Source organism: Acinetobacter sp. FDAARGOS_558 (assembly GCF_003937785.1).
GTDB classification, from domain to species: domain Bacteria; phylum Pseudomonadota; class Gammaproteobacteria; order Pseudomonadales; family Moraxellaceae; genus Acinetobacter; species Acinetobacter baumannii.
On record NZ_RKJH01000001.1, the window covers coordinates 2391252 to 2410966 of the forward strand.

General features: G+C 40.3%; 20 protein-coding genes. 3 read left to right on the plus strand and 17 right to left on the minus strand.

From position 1 onward, the window contains the following. The 3 genes from lspA to ribF all read right to left on the minus strand — a co-directional run bounded on the left by lspA (nucleotide 1) and on the right by ribF (nucleotide 4424). Complete coding sequence (gene lspA, locus EGT34_RS11535; RefSeq protein ID WP_001133879.1) at nucleotides 1–531, minus strand: signal peptidase II; 531 nt, start codon at nucleotides 529–531, stop codon at nucleotides 1–3. Then, nucleotides 524–3361 carry an isoleucine--tRNA ligase gene (gene ileS, locus EGT34_RS11540; RefSeq protein WP_024437463.1) on the minus strand — a complete coding sequence of 946 codons (2838 nt, stop codon included), beginning with the start codon at nucleotides 3359–3361 and terminating at the stop codon, nucleotides 524–526. Before ileS ends, lspA begins: the two co-directional genes overlap by 8 nt. A 61-nt stretch (nucleotides 3362–3422) precedes the next feature. Next, complete coding sequence (gene ribF, locus EGT34_RS11545) at nucleotides 3423–4424, minus strand: bifunctional riboflavin kinase/FAD synthetase (RefSeq protein WP_000771825.1); 1002 nt, start codon at nucleotides 4422–4424, stop codon at nucleotides 3423–3425. 208 nt (nucleotides 4425–4632) lie between these two features. Between ribF and EGT34_RS11550 the strand changes: the two genes are divergently transcribed. Together EGT34_RS11550 and EGT34_RS11555 are read left to right on the plus strand one after the other, a co-directional pair. Next, complete coding sequence (locus tag EGT34_RS11550) at nucleotides 4633–5766, plus strand: TDT family transporter (RefSeq protein ID WP_000828358.1); 1134 nt, start codon at nucleotides 4633–4635, stop codon at nucleotides 5764–5766. An 80-nt stretch (nucleotides 5767–5846) separates the two neighbouring features. Next, nucleotides 5847–6413 (plus strand): 5'-nucleosidase, encoded by a 567-nt coding sequence (locus EGT34_RS11555; RefSeq protein ID WP_001090746.1) that lies wholly within the window; start codon nucleotides 5847–5849, stop codon nucleotides 6411–6413. A 34-nt stretch (nucleotides 6414–6447) separates the two neighbouring features. On the opposite strand, the gene EGT34_RS11560 is transcribed toward EGT34_RS11555, so the two are convergent. The 12 genes from EGT34_RS11560 to ubiG all read right to left on the minus strand — a co-directional run bounded on the left by EGT34_RS11560 (nucleotide 6448) and on the right by ubiG (nucleotide 17366). Next, nucleotides 6448–7068 carry a TetR/AcrR family transcriptional regulator gene (locus tag EGT34_RS11560; RefSeq protein ID WP_024437464.1) on the minus strand — a complete coding sequence of 207 codons (621 nt, stop codon included), beginning with the start codon at nucleotides 7066–7068 and terminating at the stop codon, nucleotides 6448–6450. Between the two features lie 260 nt (nucleotides 7069–7328). Next, entirely contained in the window at nucleotides 7329–8129 is an 801-nt protein-coding gene (locus EGT34_RS11565) for an ABC transporter ATP-binding protein (protein WP_000183288.1), read from the minus strand. A 13-nt stretch (nucleotides 8130–8142) separates the two neighbouring features. Further along, complete coding sequence (gene ssuC, locus EGT34_RS11570; RefSeq protein ID WP_000031020.1) at nucleotides 8143–8940, minus strand: aliphatic sulfonate ABC transporter permease SsuC; 798 nt, start codon at nucleotides 8938–8940, stop codon at nucleotides 8143–8145. Beyond that, complete coding sequence (ssuD, locus tag EGT34_RS11575; protein WP_000689552.1) at nucleotides 8937–10112, minus strand: FMNH2-dependent alkanesulfonate monooxygenase; 1176 nt, start codon at nucleotides 10110–10112, stop codon at nucleotides 8937–8939. Before ssuD ends, ssuC begins: the two co-directional genes overlap by 4 nt. Nucleotides 10113–10138: 26 nt before the next feature. Next, a complete protein-coding gene (locus EGT34_RS11580; RefSeq protein WP_001164682.1) occupies nucleotides 10139–11122 on the minus strand; it encodes a sulfonate ABC transporter substrate-binding protein in 984 nt (327 codons plus the stop codon). Nucleotides 11123–11193: 71 nt separating this feature from the next. After that, entirely contained in the window at nucleotides 11194–12162 is a 969-nt protein-coding gene (locus EGT34_RS11585) for a sulfonate ABC transporter substrate-binding protein (RefSeq protein WP_001173275.1), read from the minus strand. Nucleotides 12163–12495: 333 nt separating this feature from the next. Further along, complete coding sequence (gene argA / locus EGT34_RS11590; protein WP_001142457.1) at nucleotides 12496–13851, minus strand: amino-acid N-acetyltransferase; 1356 nt, start codon at nucleotides 13849–13851, stop codon at nucleotides 12496–12498. Between the two features lie 120 nt (nucleotides 13852–13971). Further along, a complete protein-coding gene (locus EGT34_RS11595; protein WP_000724538.1) occupies nucleotides 13972–14292 on the minus strand; it encodes an RcnB family protein in 321 nt (106 codons plus the stop codon). 222 nt (nucleotides 14293–14514) lie between these two features. Next, nucleotides 14515–14925 (minus strand): RcnB family protein, encoded by a 411-nt coding sequence (locus EGT34_RS11600; RefSeq protein WP_000732887.1) that lies wholly within the window; start codon nucleotides 14923–14925, stop codon nucleotides 14515–14517. A gap of 217 nt (nucleotides 14926–15142) precedes the next feature. Continuing rightward, entirely contained in the window at nucleotides 15143–15889 is a 747-nt protein-coding gene (locus tag EGT34_RS11605) for a YciK family oxidoreductase (RefSeq protein ID WP_000877608.1), read from the minus strand. Between the two features lie 65 nt (nucleotides 15890–15954). Then, nucleotides 15955–16656, minus strand: a complete 702-nt coding sequence (locus EGT34_RS11610) for an HAD family hydrolase (protein WP_000973871.1) — start codon at nucleotides 16654–16656, stop codon at nucleotides 15955–15957. After that, nucleotides 16653–17366 carry a bifunctional 2-polyprenyl-6-hydroxyphenol methylase/3-demethylubiquinol 3-O-methyltransferase UbiG gene (gene ubiG / locus EGT34_RS11615; protein ID WP_000080760.1) on the minus strand — a complete coding sequence of 238 codons (714 nt, stop codon included), beginning with the start codon at nucleotides 17364–17366 and terminating at the stop codon, nucleotides 16653–16655. Before ubiG ends, EGT34_RS11610 begins: the two co-directional genes overlap by 4 nt. Nucleotides 17367–17545: 179 nt before the next feature. Between ubiG and EGT34_RS11620 the strand changes: the two genes are divergently transcribed. Further along, a complete protein-coding gene (locus EGT34_RS11620; protein WP_031975057.1) occupies nucleotides 17546–18163 on the plus strand; it encodes a thiol:disulfide interchange protein DsbA/DsbL in 618 nt (205 codons plus the stop codon). 78 nt (nucleotides 18164–18241) lie between these two features. Here the strand turns inward: EGT34_RS11620 and EGT34_RS11625 are convergent, their stop codons facing one another. Further along, the gene (locus EGT34_RS11625; protein ID WP_001047027.1) at nucleotides 18242–18889 is read right to left on the minus strand and encodes a TetR/AcrR family transcriptional regulator; all 648 of its coding nucleotides are present in this window, start codon (nucleotides 18887–18889) and stop codon (nucleotides 18242–18244) included. A 136-nt stretch (nucleotides 18890–19025) separates the two neighbouring features. Then, nucleotides 19026–19664 carry a TetR family transcriptional regulator gene (locus EGT34_RS11630; RefSeq protein WP_000027528.1) on the minus strand — a complete coding sequence of 213 codons (639 nt, stop codon included), beginning with the start codon at nucleotides 19662–19664 and terminating at the stop codon, nucleotides 19026–19028. Nucleotides 19665–19715: the final 51 nt, after the last annotated feature.

Sequence of the window (19715 nt, forward strand, 5' to 3'; positions counted from 1 at the left end):
TTATGCATCCGAATTTTTAGGTCTTTGCTTCTCAAGGAAGAATGTATCGATGAGTAGCAAAATGGTACCTAGAGTAATGGCACTGTCCGCAATATTAAAAGCTGGAAAGTGATGATTTTGGTAATAAACATGAATAAAATCGACTACATACCCTAAAGTAATACGGTCAATTAGATTACCAAGTGCTCCACCTAAAATTAAAGCGATAGCTACAGGTAGCACCACCATTTTTTTAGGCATACGTAGCAACCAAAATACAAAAAGTATTGAAACTAAGCCTGCCAAAGATGTGAAGAAATAGCGTTGCCATCCTCCAGCATCAGATAAAAAGCTAAAAGCTGCACCATAGTTATGTAATAGTGTCCAGTTTAAAAATGGAAGCACAGGTACAGGATCTGCGTAGTTCAGATGTGTACTTGCAATCCATTTTGTCCATTGATCCAACACAATGGCAAGGACAGAAAGTCCAAGCCAAATGAGGTTGTGAGGATAAAACTGGAATAAGCCTTTTTTAGCTTGTGAATTAGGCATATTTTCTCACTTCGCCACGACCAGTGACGTTCACAATACAACGACCACATAAACCAGGATGATCGGCATGTGTATTTACATCCGGAAGGACATGCCAGCAACGTGCACATTTTTCACCTTCAGCTGCAGATACTTGTACACGTAAGCCTTCCATTTCAGTTGCTTCACCTTGTTCAGCAAATGGATGTACTACTACTTGCGAAGTAATAAGAACAAAACGGAGCTCATCAGCCAGTTGGTTTAAAACTGTTTGTAATGATTCATTTGCCCAAAGTTCAACTTTGGCTGAAAGATTACTACCGACAAGTTTAGCGTTACGAGCTGATTCAATCTGTTTATTTACTGCAGATTTTACGCTAATCAATGTTTGCCAATCTGCTTCAGAAAGTAAGTTTGCTTTTGATGAAACAGGTAGGTCATACCATTCAGCTGTAAATACATACTTGTCAGTTTGTTCTGGGATAAGTGGCCACGCTTCTTGAGCTGTGAAGCTTAGAATAGGGCTCATCCAGCGAACAAATGCTTGTACGATATGGTAAAGCGCTGTTTGTGCGGAACGACGTGCTTGTGAGTCAGCCTTAGTGGTGTATTGACGGTCTTTGATGATGTCTAGATAGAAACCACCTAAGTCATTAATGCAGAAGCTTGTTAACGCACTACACACGACGTGGAAGTTCATTTCTTCATAGGCCGCGATAATAGTCTGTTGTACTTCATTAGCACGTTGCAAGATGTATTGATCAAGAGCAATAAGATCATCTACTGCCAGAGCATCCGTACTTGGTTTGAAACCATTTAAGTTTGCAAGTAAGAAGCGTAGCGTATTACGAATACGACGGTAGCTATCACTTACACGGCTAAAGATTTCTTTCGATGCTGCAATTTCATAGCGATAGTCGCTAGATGCTACATATAAACGTAAACCATCGGCACCAAGTTGTTTGATGATTTCTTCAAGCGGAATATAGTTGCCTAAAGATTTCGACAATTTACGGCCATTTTCATCCACTGTGAAACCATGTGTTAACAAGGCTTTGTATGGCGCGCGGTTATGAATCGCCATAGACGTTAATAAAGAAGATTGGAACCAGCCACGGTGTTGGTCTGAACCTTCTAAATATAAGTCAGCAGGGCTTTCTAATTCTTCACGTTGCTCAAGTACAGCATAATGCGTTGTACCAGAGTCAAACCATACATCAAGCGTATCGCGAACAGCATTGTACTGTTCAGCATCTTCACCAATGAAGTCTTTCGCATCACGGTTAAACCATGCATCAATACCTTCTTTCTCGATAAGTTTGGCAACTTCTTCGATGAGCTCAGGCGTACGAGGGTGCAATTCGTTCGTATCTTTATGAACGAAGAAAGGAATTGGTACACCCCAAGTACGTTGACGTGAGATACACCAGTCCGGACGGCCTTCGATCATTGATTCAATACGGTTTTTACCCCAGTTCGGTACAAACTCGATATCGTTTTCAATGGCATTAAGCGCACCGTCACGTAAACCTTTTTGATCCATGCTGATAAACCATTGTGGTGTAGCACGGAAAATAATCGGAGTCTTATGACGCCAGCAGTGTGGGTAGCTGTGTTTAATCGGTTGATGAGCCCATAAGCGACCTACAGCACCTAAAGCTTCAATAATCTTTGGATTGGCTTTATAGATGTGCTCGCCAGCAAAGATTGGTGCGGTTAGTAAGTAAACACCGTTACCACCCACTGGGTTTTCAACTTTAAGGTTGTATTGAAGACCTACTTTATAGTCATCTGCACCGTGGCCAGGAGCAGTGTGTACAGCACCTGTACCGCTTGTTGCGATAACGTGTTCACCTAAAATAACCGGAACTTGACGATCGGTAAGTAAAGGGTGTTGTAGGGTAAGGTTCTCAAGAGCTGAACCAGTAAAGTCAGCTAAAACAACTGGGTTTTCAAGCTTGTAACGCTCAATTGCAGAAGCAACTAAGTCTTTAGCAAGAATAAAGTTTTGCTTACCACGTTCAGTAGTCACTTGTACCAATTGATATTCAATTTCGGCATGCAATGCAACTGCTTGGTTCGCGGGTAATGTCCAAGGAGTAGTGGTCCAAATCACGATATCCGTTGGATCTTGAACGTCTACATTTACACGAGCGCTTAAGTCTTTTAAATCTACAACGCCAAAACCAACGTCAATTGCGTCTGATTTTTTATCTTCGTATTCAACTTCAGCTTCAGCAAGTGCTGAGCCACAGTCCATACACCAGTTCACTGGCTTTAAGCCCGGCTGGATATGGCCATTTTTTTGGATTAAACCTAAAGCACGAACGATATCGGCTTCTTGTTTGTAGTTCATGGTGAGATAAGGATTATCCCAGTCCCCTAAAATACCAAGACGTTTAAAGTCAGTACGCTGTAAATCAATTTGCTTTAGCGCATATTCACGGCAGTGTTTACGGAAAGTGGCTGCATCAACTTTTTCACCGACTTTACCTACTTTTTCTTCAACTTTTAGTTCGATTGGCAAACCGTGACAGTCCCAACCTGGTACATATGGCGCATCGAAACCTGCCAAAGTACGGCTTTTTACGATGATGTCCTTAAGTACTTTGTTAACCGCATGGCCCAAGTGAATTGTACCGTTCGCATATGGAGGGCCATCATGCAAAATATATTTTTTCTTACCAATACGCGATGCACGAATCTGCTGATAAATGTTGTCGGTATACCACTCTTCTAACCATTTCACTTCACGTACTGCCAAATTTGCTTTCATTGCAAATTGAGTATCCGGCAGGTTTAGCGTGGCTTTGTAGTCCACTGCATTTTCAGTAGTTTGCTTATCGCTCATGCAAGTTGTCTTCCAGTTTAATCAGCTTGGGAGCCGACATGTTTTACAATCAAAATTCGAATTAAAAAGGAAATTGTGTCGTGTCGTTACGATATTGTCGTAATTGCTGCACGTCATTATCAATTCCTGCCTTAAGTGCTTCAAGCGAAGGGTAGTTCAATTCACCATGAAGATAGTGAAGAAAAGTCACCCGCATAAATAAGCCATACAGATTAGCAGAAACATCAGGGAAATGTACTTCTAATCTCCACTCTGGATGTTCTTGCTGAATGGCTGGACGTGTACCGACATGACCTGCACCATAGAGGCTGTTTTCATGATATCCGGCAATTCCGGGCTTTTCAGGATTATCCTGAAGCACTTTTTGAGTTAGCGAAGTTGTTTCGCAAATGACTTCAACGCCATAAATACCATTTAAACAAGGCTTATGACGGTTGAGACGAACATTAATCGTTGGGAAATCTAAAGTTCGTCCAATTTGGTCGCCATATTGAACACGACCGGTAATACTGTACGGACGGCCTAATAATTTGGCTGCTAAAGCGAGATTACCCACTTGAAGCACTTGGCGAATACGAGTTGAACTGACGCGTTCACCTTCGAGTTCAATCGTATGTAAATTTGTGACTTGAAAGCCGTAATTCTTTAAAAATTCGCTATTGCCTTGTCGGTCTTTGCCGAAATGAAAGTCATCTCCTAAAACTAAAGCTTGAGCATTTAATTTGTCTTTTAATAGATCTGCAAACTCAGAAGCACTCATGCTACGGAAATGCTGGTCAAACTTGGCAACCGCAATGTAATCCACCCCAAGTTCAGCTAGATATTCAACTTTTTCCCGTAATGAATTAATACGAGGTGGGGCATCGTAGCCTTTAAAGAACTCAAGCGGTTGGGGCTCAAAAATCATGACCAATGTTTTTAAGCCTTGTGCTGCAGCAATTTTTTTGAGTTGAGCAATCATCGCTTGGTGACCTAAATGGACACCATCAAAATTACCAATAGTTACCGCTGTTTGTGGTAACTGGAAATTGGGCGATAACGCATTAAGACGAAGCAGTTTCATGAACTTAAAATATGGCTATTTTTGCAAGGGCTATATATTGCCATAATCTCACAGATTCGTCTTGTTGTTGTGTTTTTACTCAGGTATTTTTCAATACGAATACTTTTTATATCTAAAAAATTGATGAATTAAATAAAAATAAATCAATTTTTCTTATTATTAATTTATCCTACTATAGCCTCACCCACTCTTTGATTAGAGACTTAAGATGAAAAGACCCTTTTACCAATTAAATCAAAGTAAAGATGTTATACGGCATTTTACCCCAAATTGGTTTACAGCAACTATGGGTACTGGCGTGGTCAGTATGATTTTAATTCAGCTTCCATTTGCCAAATCATTTTTATTTATGCTGGCTACGCTGTTATGGCAATTTAATATTGTTCTATTTAGTGTTTTTTCAGTTCTCTATTTATTGCGGTGGTTTCTTTTCCCTCATGAAGCGAAGCAAATATTTAATCATCCAAATATGAGCTTGTTTTTAGGTGCTATACCGATGGGGCTTGCAACCATACTAAATGGCTTTTTAAGCTTCGGAATCGGGCTTTACGGCGAAGTGGCAGTTCATATCGCCCAAGCTTTGTGGTACATCGACGTCTTTTTAGCACTAGCAATTGCGTGGATCATCCCATTTTGCATGTTTAGCCGTCAGAATCATCAGCTACATACCATGACTGCAATTTGGCTTTTACCTGTAGTTGCTTGTGAAGTCGCAGCAAGTTCTGCGGGCATGTTGGTTGCACATTTACCAGCAGATGTGCATGGCTTTCATTTATTGTTAGCAGGTTATGTACTTTGGGGAATCTCTGTTTTACCTGCATTTGCCATTTTAACGATTTTAATGTTACGTATGGCTTTGCATCAGTTACCAGAAAAAGAAGTCGCGATTTCTAGCTGGCTTTCTTTAGGTCCGATTGGGACAGGTGCTTTAGGTCTATTATTGCTAGGTGAGCAGGCACAAAGAGTATTTGTAAATGTTGGCTTTCCTGAGTTTGCCTATGTATTTCAAGCCTTGGGCGTTGTGGGTAGTCTAGTACTTTTAGGCTTTGGGTTATGGTGGCTTGGTCTTGCGATTTTAACAACACTTCGTCATGCAAAGACAGGTATTCCGTTTAACTTGGGTTGGTGGGGTTTAACCTTCCCATTTGGTGTGTTTATTTTGGCTTTATTTAATTTAGGTCATCAGATTGAAGTTGTATTTTTACAATACGTCGCTGTGGCATTCAGTATTTTATTATTAGTGATGTGGAGCGTGGTAATGAAGAAAACCTTAGCCGGAGCATACAGTGGCAAGCTATTCTTCTCTCCATGTTTGGTGGCTTTACAACAAAGAATGCAGTAAAGGTGAAAAGGTGCAAAAAGCTTTTGCACCTGATTTATACTTACTGTCTAATTTTGTTAATTCTGATTTGAGCTTTTTGAATGAACACAGATACCGCTTTAATTATGGCACTTCCCAACGAATCTAAAGGTTTATTCGAGCAAGCAGGTATCGAAGTCCATTACAGTGGTATTGGTAAGATCAATGCTGCTTTTAAAGCGTTTGAAGTTATTCAAAAAACAGGCTGTAAAACTTTAATTAACTTAGGTACAGCAGGAAGTTCATCTTTTAATCGGCACGATTTAGTAGAAATAAAAACTTTTGTACAACGTGATATGGACGTTTCACCTTTAGGATTTGAAGTCGGGGTAACGCCGTTAGATGATCACTTGGCGGCTGAAATTCATCTCCGAACGCATTTTGCGGATTTACCAAAAGGAATTTGTGGGACAGGGGACTCATTTGAAACGGGTCAGCCGAAGATCGCTTGTGATGTAGTCGATATGGAAGGTTATGCATTAGCAAAAGTTTGCCACAAGTTAGGTGTACGTTTAATTTCGGTGAAATATATTACTGATGGAGCAGATGATACGGCTCATTGGGATTGGGAAGAAAACTTATTATTGGGTGCACAAAAGCTTTTAGCACTTTATCAAAATCATTTCTAAAAAAAGATCGGCAAATTTGCCGATCTTTTTTATTTTAGCGAGGTAATACGCCGTAGAGCATCATATGTACCGTATGCTCAATCGAGCGCTGGAACATACTGCGGTTACGAAGAGTTTTCCCGGTTACCATTTCCATTTGAGTCGCAAAATCGGCATAATTTTGCGTAAGACCCCAAATATTGAGAATTAAAAGTTCTGGGTCGATATCCGGTGAAATTTTTCCTTGCTCTTGCCAAGTTTGAATGACCTTAGCTTTGCGCTTAAATAGCTTTTTCAAGGGTCCTTTCAATATAGGCAAAATATGCGGTGCCCCTTGAATAATTTCTAAAGCAAATAGTCGCGAAGCTTTTGGTTGGCTACGAGAAAGTTCGATTTTTTGAATTAAATAATGAGACAAGGCTTCGGCTGGTTCTAACTCAGCTTCTAAGGTTTGTAAGGGAGCTAGCCATTTTTGTAAAACTGTGGTCAGCACTTCCACATATAAAGACTCTTTATTTTCATAGTAATAGAAAATATTCGACTTATGCATGTCAGCGAGTTGGGCAATTTCATCCAGACTTGCGCCATTGAACCCATATAGTGAAAACACATCAAGGGCGGCAGCAAGAAGCTGATTGCGCTTTTGGGTACTCTTCTTTTGTTCCATTTGCTGCATAAATTAAAAAGATAGTGTTCCCATTGTAAGGTAAATCGTTTGATTTGTGCACAGGTGTCTCACTTTTTTAGTGAAAAAACGGATAGTTATTTGAGCAATAGATATACTATTGTGCAAAAAATAGAGAGATTCACTAGTTTATTGTTATTCTTAAAAATATTTTTTATTCTTCGCCCTAAAAAAGAGCAATAAATCATCAGTTTTATTGCTCGTTAATTGGGCATTTTTCGGTTGAATGGTTCTCATTACTCATCTCAACCTTAAGTGGCTAAGACGGCATCGAGTACTTGTTGTTCAAGCTGAGCAAAAGTAATGCTCTTTTTCCGTGGACGCGGCAAATTAACTTGAAAACTTTGAGCAATCTGACCTTTATCTAACAATATAATGCGGTCAGCCAGTTGCACTGCTTCACTTACATCGTGTGTGACTAAAATGGCAGTAAAACCTTGCTCTTTCCATAAACGTTCAATCAAGCTTTGCATCTCAAGACGAGTTAACGCGTCTAATGCACCCAAAGGTTCATCTAACAATAAAATACGGGGAGTATGAGATAACGCACGGGCTAGGGCAGTACGTTGTCGTTGACCACCTGAGAGCTGTGAAGGCCATTGTCCCGCTTTTTCTTTTAAACCTACTTTCTCTAATAATTCTTCTGCCAAAGCATGTTGCGATTTTGGTAGCCCAAGTTGAACGTTCTGAAGAATATTTCTCCAAGGCAGTAACCGTGGGTCTTGAAACATAACCCGTATGTCATCGTTAGTAATACCTTCACGCAAATGTCGGGCAGATTTAAATTTTATTTCTCCAAAACTGGCTTTTTCAAGTTGGGCAATTAAGCGCAATAAAGTACTTTTACCGCAGCCACTACGTCCAACAATAGCTAAAAATTCGCCCGGTTGAATATGAAGGTTAAGATCTTCAAGAACTTTAACTTCACCATAAAACTTATAAAGCTGTTCAATCAGAATCTCTGCGCCTACCACAGGTTCTTGTGTCTCTGGATGATTTTCTGGAATGAGCTCTACGTCATTCTGATTAATATTTAAATTCAGATTTGTCATATTTTAAGCTCCTTTATTTTTGATAACCAGCATGCCAGCGTAGTAAATAACGTTCCAAAAGTTGCGCTAGAACATCGGCTAATTTGCCTAATAGGGCATAAAGAAGGATACCGACCAGAACCACATCAGTTTGCAAAAATTCTCGTGCATTCATAGTCATATAGCCAATACCTGCTTGTGCTGAAATAGTCTCAGCTACAATGAGCAACACCCAAACCAGACCTAAAGCAAAACGTAAACCAACTAAAATCGAGGGCATCGCACCTGGTAGAATAATTTCTTTGTAAAGCTGCCAACGTGAAAGACCATAGCTTTTACCCATCTCAATTAATTGTGGATCGACTGAACGGATACCGTGATAGGTGTTGATATAAATAGGGAAGAAGACTCCGACCGCCACCAAAAATAATTTGGCTGTTTCATCAATACCGAACCACAAGATAACCAGTGGAATAAGTGCTAATGCTGGGATGTTACGAATCATTTGCAAGGTTGTATCGAGCAGGGTAGAGGCGAAACGTGAAGACCCATTGAGCAGACCCAATAGCAAACCTAAACCACCACCAATAAATAGTCCGAGTAAGGCTCGTCCTGCACTGACTTTAACGTGTTGCCAAAGCTCGCCGCTAATGAGTAGATGCCAAAAAGCAGAAACGACAGCCGTAGGAGCCGGTAGAATACGATTTTCTAAAAGGCCTGAACTCGATGCAATTTGCCAAACAACCAATAGAACAATCGGGAAAATCCAAGGCAGCAGATGCTGCCCGACTTGCTTCGTTCCACGTGAAACAATATTTATATCTTTGCTCATGCAGGCTCCTTGACGGAACTATTTTGTTTCTTCTCGTCTGGAACATAGTTGTTGGCAATGATTTCACCGAATGGACCAGTTAAGTTTGGTTGAGCAAGTTTAGCTCGGGTCTCGATTGGTAATAATGGGAATACTAACTCTGCAAAACGGATTGACTCTTCAAGGTGTGGATAGCCTGAGAAAATAAAGGTATCGATACCTAAATCCGCATATTCCTGAATACGTGCAGCAACGGTTTCAGGATCGCCGACAAGTGCTGTACCTGCACCACCGCGGACTAGACCGATACCTGCCCAAAGATTTGGAGATACTTCAAGTTTGTCTCGATTACCGCCGTGTAGAGCAGCCATACGTTGCTGACCAACTGAGTCCATTTGTGCAAATTTTTTCTGTGCTGCAGCAATAGTTGCATCATCCAGATACTGGATAAGCTCGTTAGCTGCTGCCCATGCTTGTTCATTGGTTTCACGAACAATGACATGCAAACGAATGCCATAAGTTAATTTACGGCCCTTAGCCTCAGCTTTGGCACGAACATGTTCGATCTTTTCTTTCACGGCTGCTGGTGGTTCACCCCAAGTCAGGTAGGTGTCGACTTGCTCAGCCGCGAGTTCAACAGCTACATCTGAAGAACCACCGAACCAAAGAGGTGGATAAGGTTTTTGAACAGGTGGGTAAAGTAGTTTTGCATCATCTACTTGTAAGCGTTCACCGTGGAATGTAAAAGCTTCACCCGTATGTGAACGCGTCAAAATTTCACGCCAGATTTTTACGTATTCATTGGCTGTTTGATAACGCGTTGAGTGATCTTCATATAAACCGTCACCGCGTAGTTCTGCTTCATCGCCACCTGTCACTAAGTTGAGTAGAACACGACCATTCGACAAGCGGTCAAATGTTGCAGCCATACGAGCTGCCAACGCTGGTGTTGTTACCCCTGGACGTAATGCAACTAAAAACTTAAGGTGTTGAGTTGCATCGATTAGGCTAGCCGCCGTAATCCAAGGATCTTCACATGAACGACCTGTTGGAATAAGTACTCCTTCGTAACCCAAGTTATCTACTGCCACAGCAATTTGCTTCATATAGGCATGGTCAACCTGACGAGCGCCTTTACTTGTACCTAAATAGCGACTATCACCGTGGGTAGGAATAAACCAGAAAATTTTCATGTGCATTACCTATATATCTATTGAAATTACTTGGCACCCCAAACAGCTTGTTTAATGCTGATTGGTTTAGGGATGATGCCTTGTTGAGTAAAGATGTCTGCAAGCTGCTGTTGTTCAGCAATGACTTTGCTGTTAAGTGGAGCTGCCGATGATGGACGTGGACGGCGTTTAATAAATAAGTCACTGGTCGCAGGTTTTAGGCCTGTACTTTGGCCAATCGCACTTGCAGTTTCTGCTTGATGGCTTTGGACCCATTTGTCAGCTTGATTGATCTGCTTGATGAGTCCTGGAACAGCTTTTGGATATTGCTTAACAAAATTTGGAGCGGCTAAGTAAAAGGTATAGTTCGGGCTTAGGCCTTTACCAGATGCAAGAACACGAGCTTGGTCTTCTAGTTGTGCTGAAGCGTAGTACGGATCCCATATTGCCCATGCATCAACAGCACCCTTTTGGAATGCAGCGCGAGCATCGGCAGGTGTGAGCCATATTGGGGTAATGTCGCTCCATTTTAAGCCTGCTTTACGTACGGCCTGTACAAGTAGGTAATGTGAGCTAGAACCTTTTTGTAGCGCAATACGTTTACCTTTTAGGTCCTTAAGCTGTTTTAGTTGTGAGTTTTTGGGAACTAAAATTGCTGAGGCCAATGGTTTGGCTGCTTCATAAGCAATGTAATATAAAGGCTTGCCAGCGGCTTGAGCGTAGACCGGGGGCGTGTCTCCAGTAACGCCAACATCGAGTGAGCCAACAGCTAAGGCTTCTAAAATTTGAGGGCCAGCGGGGAACTCATTCCAAGTGATTTTGGCATTTGGAAATTCTTGTTCAAATAGTTTTTGCTGTTTGGCAATCACGAAGTTAATCGAACTTTTTTGAAAACCAATACGAAGTTCTTTCACTGTTGGGTCAATTGCCCAAGCAGGTGCTGCGATTGTTAAACCTAATACAACGACCGCGCTAAAGCGCTTAACTAACTGGGTCCACTGACTCTTATTAAATAATGACTGATGTTGCATATTGATATCCTTGTTCCCTTAACACAAGGCACAGCATTTATATCGTTATTTAAGCTGTGCCCAAGCTGGGTTTATTTCAGTTTTAAAATGGCTTCTTGAATGGTGAGCTTGTTGGGAATGAGCTTTTGCGCGTAGAAGGCATCAGCTACATATTGTTGTTCTTGAGCTACCTTGTCAGATATTGGCTGAACTCCAAAACCCATACGTGAAATAGACGTTTTGAGTACATCAAACTCAAGTGCCGTAGGTTTTTCGAGTAGCTTGGCAGCCTCATCTTGGTGTGTGCTGACCCATTCAGTTGTCTGGTTTAGCGTTTGTACAACCGTGTTCAGAACTTTTGGATTATTTTCTGCAAATTTACGATCAGCTAAGTAGAACTGATGATTGCTTACCAAGTTTTCACCTGTTGCCAGAACGCGGGCCTGAATTTGATGTTCAGCTGCTGCAAAGAACGGATCCCAAATCACCCATGCGTCGACAGCTCCTTTTTCAAAGGCTGCACGCGCATCTGATGGTGGTAAATAAACAGGTTGAATATCACTTAAGCTCAAGTGATTTGCTTCTAAGACTTTTAATAAAAGGTAGTGAACATTCGAACCTTTATTCAGTGCGACACGTTTTCCTTTTAAGTCTTTAATAGACTGGATTGGAGAATCTTTTTGTACTAATAACGCTTCTGCTTTTGGTGCAGCAGGTTGATTTGCGACATAGACTAAATTTGGATTGGCTGCTTGAGCAAAAATAGGTGGTGCTTCACCTGCTTCGCCTAACGAAACACTTCCTACATTTAGGCCTTCAAGTAATTGAGGTCCCGCAGGAAACTCGACCCATTTCACTTGTACGCCTTGATCTTTGAGTGCTTTTTCCAAGTCACCACGTGCTTTTAGAATAGGAAGGATGCCATATTTCTGATAGCCGATATTTAAAGTTGTCGTGGTGTGCTCCTCTTTTTTGGCACAACCACCTAGCATCATCACTCCCGCAAGGCTGGCAGCAATGACTGAATATTTTGCCCATGAAGTGGAATTAAAAAGTGCCATGTGGTTTTGTGCTCCCCGAAAGAGAAAAAGAAAAATAATTGGATGAGCAGATACCCTAAAGGGATTTTTATTTCGTAAAAAATAAATATTCAGTCTTTATTTATGCAAAAAAAAGCTAAAAACTTTCGGCGATAAACTTATGCAAAAAAATGATTTATTGAACAGGACAATATTTATAAAAAGATATTTAAGTATATGTAAATAAAGTAAAAGTTATTAAAAGAATAAAATTTAAAGATTTAAAAAAAGTACAACCATACATTAATTACCTTTATGGTTGTACTTTTTAGACTAAGCTTATCTGAAATAAGAATATCTTAAAAAATGCATAGTCTAGGGAAGCAATTTTTTAAAGACTAAAGAATTTCTTTGATAGTTATAAAGTGCCTGACGGGCATTTGGTAAGTCATCCACACTCACCTGATGGAAACCGTGCTCTAAGAACCAGTGTGCGGTACGGGTGGTTAAAACGAACAATTGACGAATGCCTTGTTGTTTGGCCTTTTCTTCGAGAAATTGCAGAATTTGGCTGCCACGGTTTGATTTACGATAACTTGGGTGTACTGCCACACAAGCAATTTCTGCTGAACGTGTTTCATTAAACTCAGTCGGAATTGGATAAAGGGCAGCGCAGGCCAAAATCATACCGTCTCGTTCAATGACAGCGAACTGGTTAATTTCTTGTTCTAAACGTTCACGTGAGCGATACACCAAAATGCCTTCTTCTTCTAACGGGCGTAATAGGTTCATTAAGCCGCCGACATCTTGAATATGCGCCATACGAACTTCTTCATAATGCGCATCGGTAATCATGGTACCCACACCATCACGCGTAAAGAGTTCTTCAATAAGTGCACCATCATAAGAATAAGAAATTAGATGGACACGATGTACACCCGATAAAGATGCTTTTTTTGCTTCTTGCAAATGTAGGGTTAGAGTTGGGTGTGTGGTTTGGTATTGTTGAATATAGTAATCAAGCTGGTGTGGGCTTAATTCACGCAGTAATTGCCCATCTTCGTTAGGTAAACCTTGTTGCTCACCTAAAAAGATTAATTTATCTGCCTTTAAATAAGTCGCAGTTTTGGTTGCAACTTCTTCAGCTCTTAAATTAAATACTTCACCTGTGGTTGAATAGCCCGTTGGGCCAAGTAAAACAATATTATTGTTATCAAGATGACGTTCAATCGCGTCTGTATCTATTGAACGAACTTCGCCTGTAAGCTGAAAATCCATTCCTTCACGAATACCATAAGGTTTAGCGGTTACGAAATTACCTGATACGACATCTATTCGAGCGCCATACATTGGAGAGTTAGCTAAGCCCATAGATAACAATGCTTCGATTTCTAACCGAATAGACCCTACAGCACTCATGACACAGCTTAAAGATTCGCGTGTAGTAATACGGCAGTTATCATAAAAAGGGGTTTCAATCCCTTTTTCTTTAAGGTTGTGATTAATTTGTGGACGTGCGCCATGCACTAAGATTAAACGGATGCCAAGAGAATGTAATAAGGCAATATCGTGAATAATATGTTCGAAATTAGGATCGCGGACTGCTTCACCGCCAAACATTAAAACAAAAGTTTTATCACGATGCGCATTGATGTAGGGTGCTGAATGTCGGAACCAATGTACATAATGCTGGGTATTATTATGTGATTTCTCTAAAGACTTAGTTGGCATACCGATCTCGAATCAACAGCAAAAAGATATAAAGAGGATTCTAAACAAAAAAGCTCAAAGTCGCATGTTTTAGATAAAAAAACACCCAAATTAGCTTTGGGTGTTAGATGTTTTATGAACTTAACGAATTACTTTAATAATTTTATGGCTTTGCTCATTTACGAGTACATAATTTCCGTTCACCTTATACCATTTTTGATAACGACCTGGCTTAGTCAATTTCTGGTGTGAACGGTAGTCAATGACATAACGTGGATGTTGGTATTGATGCGGTACAACTTGGCCTGCACGCCAAATATTCGCATGATCATCTTTATGGATAACTTTGACTGTTTTTGTCTCATATCCTTGGTGGTGATAATGGTCGTGAGGCGCAGCCATTGCTGTTGTTGCGATTAAACCACTCATTGAAAGAATAATTGCTGTTGTTATCTTTTTCATCGTAAACCTCGAATGATCTATTAAATTTCGATAATTGAAGATTAGTGAAAAATTACAGATAAATCGTGAAGGCGAAGAATAATAAATGTGAAAATTTTCTATGAAATAAGAAGAAATTTAGAAGATTTAAATTTTTATATCATATTGATATAAAAATAAAAAAAGGATAAAGCCGATCAGCTTCATCCTTTCCTACTAAGCGATAGTGAGGAGCTATCTATCTTAGAAACCGCGAATACTCACAATACTGTTAGAGTCCGTGTCGACTAAAATATAGTCATTGTTAATTTTGTACCACTGCTGGTTACGATCGGGTTTAGGTAAGTTATTGTCTTTATAGTCGACTTTATAACCATTACCACGATAGTGCTGTGGCATCACATAACCTGGCTGCCAACGATGTTGTTTCAGACGCTCAAAGCCACGTTCCTCACGCATACGGCGTTCATCGCGAACACGATCACCATTATCGTCACGGTCAAATTTATGCCCACGATCATTCCATTCACCACGAGGTCCGCCTTTAGGACCTTTCGGGCCATGTCCTCGGTCAAAAGGAGGATCAGCAAAGCTAGCCATACTGGTGGTCAGTACAGTGATGCAAAGGGCTAAGATGGTGAACAACTTTTTCATGATGCATCCTCGTTTACATCTGATGTCTCTCATGTTGAATACTGTACGCGCAAAATGCAGAGAAACTGTGAAGATCATTTAATGCTTCAATTAAAATTACGGATAAATCCAGCGTTTTTCTCAATAATAAAAAAGGCTTGTATATATCTTTTCAGGTATAGCCAAGCCAGATGTGATGATCGGCTATAAATTATTTTAGCTTTTCATCTGTAATTATTTAATCCTGTGCATCAATACTTTGCCCATTGAGCGTTAAGCTATCTTCACCCATTAAATAAAGATAAGCCGGCATGATGGACTCCGGTGTTGGTAATGTTTTCGGATCTTCTTCAGGATAAGCTTTAGCACGCATGGCAGTACGTGTAGCTCCTGGGTTAATACAATTAAAGCGAATATTTGGATAAGTATGCTCAGCCGCAAAAATCTTGCTCACCGCTTCAATCGCGACTTTCGAGACAGAATACGCACCCCAGAGCGCGCGTGCCTCACGGCCTACACCTGAGCTGGTAAATACGACAGAAGCGTTTTCTGACTTTTGTAGTAGCGGTAATAAAGCTTGGGTTAAAGCAAAAGGTGCACGTAAATTGACTGCCATCACATCATCCCATACTTCTGCTGGATAATGTGCAAGTTCTACCCGCTCACCCAAAATACCTGCATTATGCAAAATGCCATCCAGACGACCAAATTGTTTTTCTAGCGTACTTACTAAAAAGTCATAATCGCGATCGGAAGCACTCGAAAGCTGGAGGGGTAAAATAGCAGGCTGAGGCGCGCCTAAACCTTCAATTTCATCATAAATTACTTCAAGTTTATTTAAGGTTCTACCATGCAAGACGACAGTTGCACCATGTAAAGCATAACTGAGGGCCGCAGCTCGCCCAATTCCATCACCAGCACCAGTGATTAAAATAATTCGATCTTTGAGTAGATCCGGACGAGGTTGATATTCTGAATATTTCATTGGTAAACCTCCTTCTTTTTATATTGATATAAGTAACCGTTAAAAAAGCTTATAAAACTCTTGTGTTAACTTATCATACGCTGATTTTCCTGTAGAGCAGGAAGCTTTTGACGTAACAACTCGTGTAATTCTGTCACCGTATTTACAATCGAATCGGCTTGCCAAGCGTTTAAATCATCCCGATGTTCGATAGGTAAATAGCCATAAGCTGCCAAGATGGTATACATATCAGCATTGCGGCCAGCATCGATATCACGTGGGTGATCCCCCACATAAATGATTTCATTTGCCGGGATATTTAACTGCTTTGCAGCCAAATACATTGGTTCCGGGTCTGGCTTGGTTTTAGAAACATCTTCAGGACATACCAAAACCGCACAGCGTTCCGTCAGGTTTAACTTTTCTAGAAGAGATTCACTTAAACCACGTGGTTTATTGGTGACAATACCCCACGGAATTTGCTGAGCTTCTAACTCTTCTAAAAGTGGATACATCCCTTCAAACAGGTCAGTATCGACAACTATATTATTGCCATACAAATCTAAAAAATTTTGTCGATGTGCCAAGAAAATTGGATTGGTCACATCCAGCTCTGGGTAAACCAATTTGACCATGGCACGGGCACCTTCAGACACTTGTGTACGAATAAGATCGGCTTCTACAACAGGGCGTCTTGCATCACGGCACATTTGTTGAATAATACGAATAAAGTCGGCAGCCGTATCGATGAGAGTGCCGTCTAAATCAAATAAAACAGCTTTCATCATGCACCTGTCTTTATTGTGTGAACCATATAGTTAACATCAACATTTGGTGCTAACCAATAACGCTTCGTAATTGGGTTGTAGAGCAAGCCTGTCATTTCTTTTAAAGTTAAGCCTGCATTACGAATGTCATGTGCCATTTCAGATGGGCGAATAAACTTGTGATAATCATGCGTACCTTTTGGCAGCATGCGCAGTACATATTCAGCACCAATAATGGCGAATAAATAAGATTTCGGGTTACGGTTGATGGTCGAGAAGAACACATGGCCACCTGGTTTAACCAAAGTCTGACATGCTTTCACAATGGATGCCGGGTCTGGAACATGTTCCATCATTTCCATACAAGTGACCACATCATATTGGCCTGCTTGTTCTTGCGCCAACTCTTCAACTGGAATTTGACGATATTCAATATTTTGAACATTTTCTTGTTGAGCATGCAAACGGCCTACGGCTAAAGGCGCTTCACCCATATCAATGCCCAGTACATCTGCTCCACGACGTGCCATGCTTTCAGCCAAAATACCGCCGCCACAGCCGACATCAAGTACTTTTTTACCGGCAAGGCCACCTGCACGTTCATCAATCCAGTTCAAGCGTAAAGGATTGATTTGATGAAGTGGGCGAAATTCAGAATGTTGATCCCACCATTTGGCAGCAAGTGCTTCAAATTTTGCGATTTCTTGTAAATCAACATTCAATTGCGACATGGTGTCACCTCTAAACTTGGGTTATCTTTTTGATGTAGTTCGCCGTTAGTGTAGCGATTATTGGGAAAAAAGCGATAAACCCAATAAAAAACTTCACAGAAGCAAAACGAATTTAGCATATTTGTTTTATATTTAGGGCATAAGCTAATGCATAACAACTTAGAGGAAAAGCTGTAACAATGAAAAAATTGTTTTTGGGTGGTTTGAGTGCAGCAATTATGGCCGTATCGGGTAGTGCAATGGCAGCAGATTTTGTTGCTGGTAAAGACTACACCGTAATCGCCAATCCAGGCAAAGTGGAAGTACCGGGGAAAATCGAAGTTCGTGAGTTCTTTTGGTATGGCTGTCCGCACTGTTTTAAACTTGAACCACATATGCAAACGTGGTTAAAACAAATTCCGAGTGATGTACGTTTTGTGCGTACGCCAGCAGCCATGAACAAAGTATGGGAACAAGGGGCACGTACTTACTATACATCTGAGGCATTAGGTGTACGTAAGCGCACGCATTTACCATTATTCCATGCAATTCAGGTGAATGGTCAGCAGATTTTTGACCAGGCTTCTGCGGCTAAATTCTTTACTCGTTACGGTGTGCCTGAACAAAAATTTAATAGCACTTACAACTCATTTGCTGTAACTGCAAAAGTTGCCGAGTCAAATAAACTTGCTCAACAGTACCAATTAACAGGCGTACCAGCAGTAGTCGTTAATGGTAAATATGTGGTGCAAGGTGAAGATGGTAAAGTTACCCAAGTCCTTAATTACTTAATTGAAAAAGAACGTAAGGCAAAATAAAAGTTTATTGCTTTAAAAAGGGCTTCATAAGAAGCCCTTTTTTTATAAAATTTATTTCATAATCACGAAATAATTCAATTAATTTTGAGAATTCTCGTCTTCAATCTGAAAATTGAGCGCATCAAAATTGGTGGTTTGGGTAGGTAGTGATAATGCTTGATTAATATATAAATTAATTAATTTTTGGCGAGAACCAATCGAGCGCTGATAATAAGTTGAGTTTAAAAGCAACGATGCACCGTAAGTGAGTGACCAGATATAAGATAAATAGTCACGAATCGACATATCATAATTTAATGATTTTAAATAACTTTCTGTAATGTCTTTAATCGCTAGAATACGTTGTTGACGAACTTCATAAAGCTCTTCAAAAAGATGCTTCAACTTAGACTCTGTCATCGTCAGATTTTCTTCAAGTTGATGCAATAAAATCGTTTTTCCCGGTGTGAGCAAATGGTGGAGCATGTATCGTGGTGCATACTCTTTAAAATCAGTATTATATTTTTGAGAAATTTCTAAAATTTGTTTTTCATTTTGAATAATCAATTCAAGCAGAAGTTCATTTTTACTTCTAAAGTGCTTATAAAGCGTACCTTTTGCAATATCTAGCTCGGCCACTAATTCATCTAGAGTAATTTCCTGATTGTTTTCTAGTAACAATTTTTCTGCAACGCTTAGAATTTTTTCTTTGCGCATCAAAAACTGTGTATGACGATCAAGATTCATAGGTATTCCCACACCAGTTTGGCCTAACGAATAGTTTACTTCCTGTAAAAAGAAAAAGACTTTTCTCGAAATTTTCGCCTTTTTCTTTCACTCTTTACGTATTAACACATAACCTGTTTTTTGTCATTTGCCAGTTTTACCGTTCCCAGTTAGCAATACCTCTAAACAGTAAGCGAACTTGTGTAGACGCATTTTCAATAAATGCAGTTTGTTGCTGTTTAAGGTGCTCACCTTGATATTGTTTGGCGAGGTTGAGCCACGTCATTGCCCATGTAAATGACATATTGGTCAAAATGGTAGATAAGACATTTAAGTCTTGAGGATTTTGAATATGTTTAAAATTTTCGAGTTTAGTCAGATCTGTTGTGAGATCTTCAATCAAAAATTCAATTTCTCTAGCAATGGCTGCACGGACCGTCTCTGAACCACCCCAACGTTCAGCAATCATAAATTGCCACTGTTTAGGGCTATGATTCACTGCCTGTACAAATAGCTCAATACTGGTTTGGGTTTTTGCAGACTTGTGCTGTAAATAACTCTGGCCGAGTTGATGTAAAACGCTTTTTAAATGTAGGGCAACTTGGTCAACCAACTCTTTCCCGAGTTCATCCATGTCTTGAAAATGACGATAGAACGCTGTTGGCACTAAACCCACTTCACGTGCAACTTCACGCAAACTGATACTACTGAACGAACGCCCAGACGTGCTCAGATGCAAGGCTGCATCGAGAAGTGCCTGACGACTTTGCTGTTTTCGTTCATCCCGTATCGACATTAAAAAAACCTATTTAAACCGTGAGCCAAAGTCTAACAAAAAAGAGCAAAC

Bases quoted from the DNA above. Each gene is read 5' to 3' on its own strand.
- ileS (WP_024437463.1), bottom strand. From the start codon at position 3,361: ATGAGCGATAAGCAAACTACTGAAAATGCAGTGGACTACAAAGCCACG.
- argA (WP_001142457.1), bottom strand. From the start codon at position 13,851: ATGCCAACTAAGTCTTTAGAGAAATCACATAATAATACCCAGCATTAT.
- EGT34_RS11550 (WP_000828358.1), top strand. From the start codon at position 4,633: ATGAAAAGACCCTTTTACCAATTAAATCAAAGTAAAGATGTTATACGG.
- EGT34_RS11560 (WP_024437464.1), bottom strand. From the start codon at position 7,068: ATGCAGCAAATGGAACAAAAGAAGAGTACCCAAAAGCGCAATCAGCTT.
- EGT34_RS11610 (WP_000973871.1), bottom strand. From the start codon at position 16,656: ATGATGAAAGCTGTTTTATTTGATTTAGACGGCACTCTCATCGATACG.
- EGT34_RS11625 (WP_001047027.1), bottom strand. From the start codon at position 18,889: ATGAATCTTGATCGTCATACACAGTTTTTGATGCGCAAAGAAAAAATT.
- EGT34_RS11595 (WP_000724538.1), bottom strand. From the start codon at position 14,292: ATGAAAAAGATAACAACAGCAATTATTCTTTCAATGAGTGGTTTAATC.
- ubiG (WP_000080760.1), bottom strand. From the start codon at position 17,366: ATGTCGCAATTGAATGTTGATTTACAAGAAATCGCAAAATTTGAAGCA.
- EGT34_RS11580 (WP_001164682.1), bottom strand. From the start codon at position 11,122: ATGCAACATCAGTCATTATTTAATAAGAGTCAGTGGACCCAGTTAGTT.
- EGT34_RS11600 (WP_000732887.1), bottom strand. From the start codon at position 14,925: ATGAAAAAGTTGTTCACCATCTTAGCCCTTTGCATCACTGTACTGACC.
- EGT34_RS11585 (WP_001173275.1), bottom strand. From the start codon at position 12,162: ATGGCACTTTTTAATTCCACTTCATGGGCAAAATATTCAGTCATTGCT.
- EGT34_RS11630 (WP_000027528.1), bottom strand. From the start codon at position 19,664: ATGTCGATACGGGATGAACGAAAACAGCAAAGTCGTCAGGCACTTCTC.
- EGT34_RS11555 (WP_001090746.1), top strand. From the start codon at position 5,847: ATGAACACAGATACCGCTTTAATTATGGCACTTCCCAACGAATCTAAA.
- EGT34_RS11605 (WP_000877608.1), bottom strand. From the start codon at position 15,889: ATGAAATATTCAGAATATCAACCTCGTCCGGATCTACTCAAAGATCGA.
- EGT34_RS11565 (WP_000183288.1), bottom strand. From the start codon at position 8,129: ATGACAAATCTGAATTTAAATATTAATCAGAATGACGTAGAGCTCATT.
- ssuC (WP_000031020.1), bottom strand. From the start codon at position 8,940: ATGAGCAAAGATATAAATATTGTTTCACGTGGAACGAAGCAAGTCGGG.
- ssuD (WP_000689552.1), bottom strand. From the start codon at position 10,112: ATGAAAATTTTCTGGTTTATTCCTACCCACGGTGATAGTCGCTATTTA.
- lspA (WP_001133879.1), bottom strand. From the start codon at position 531: ATGCCTAATTCACAAGCTAAAAAAGGCTTATTCCAGTTTTATCCTCAC.
- EGT34_RS11620 (WP_031975057.1), top strand. From the start codon at position 17,546: ATGAAAAAATTGTTTTTGGGTGGTTTGAGTGCAGCAATTATGGCCGTA.
- ribF (WP_000771825.1), bottom strand. From the start codon at position 4,424: ATGAAACTGCTTCGTCTTAATGCGTTATCGCCCAATTTCCAGTTACCA.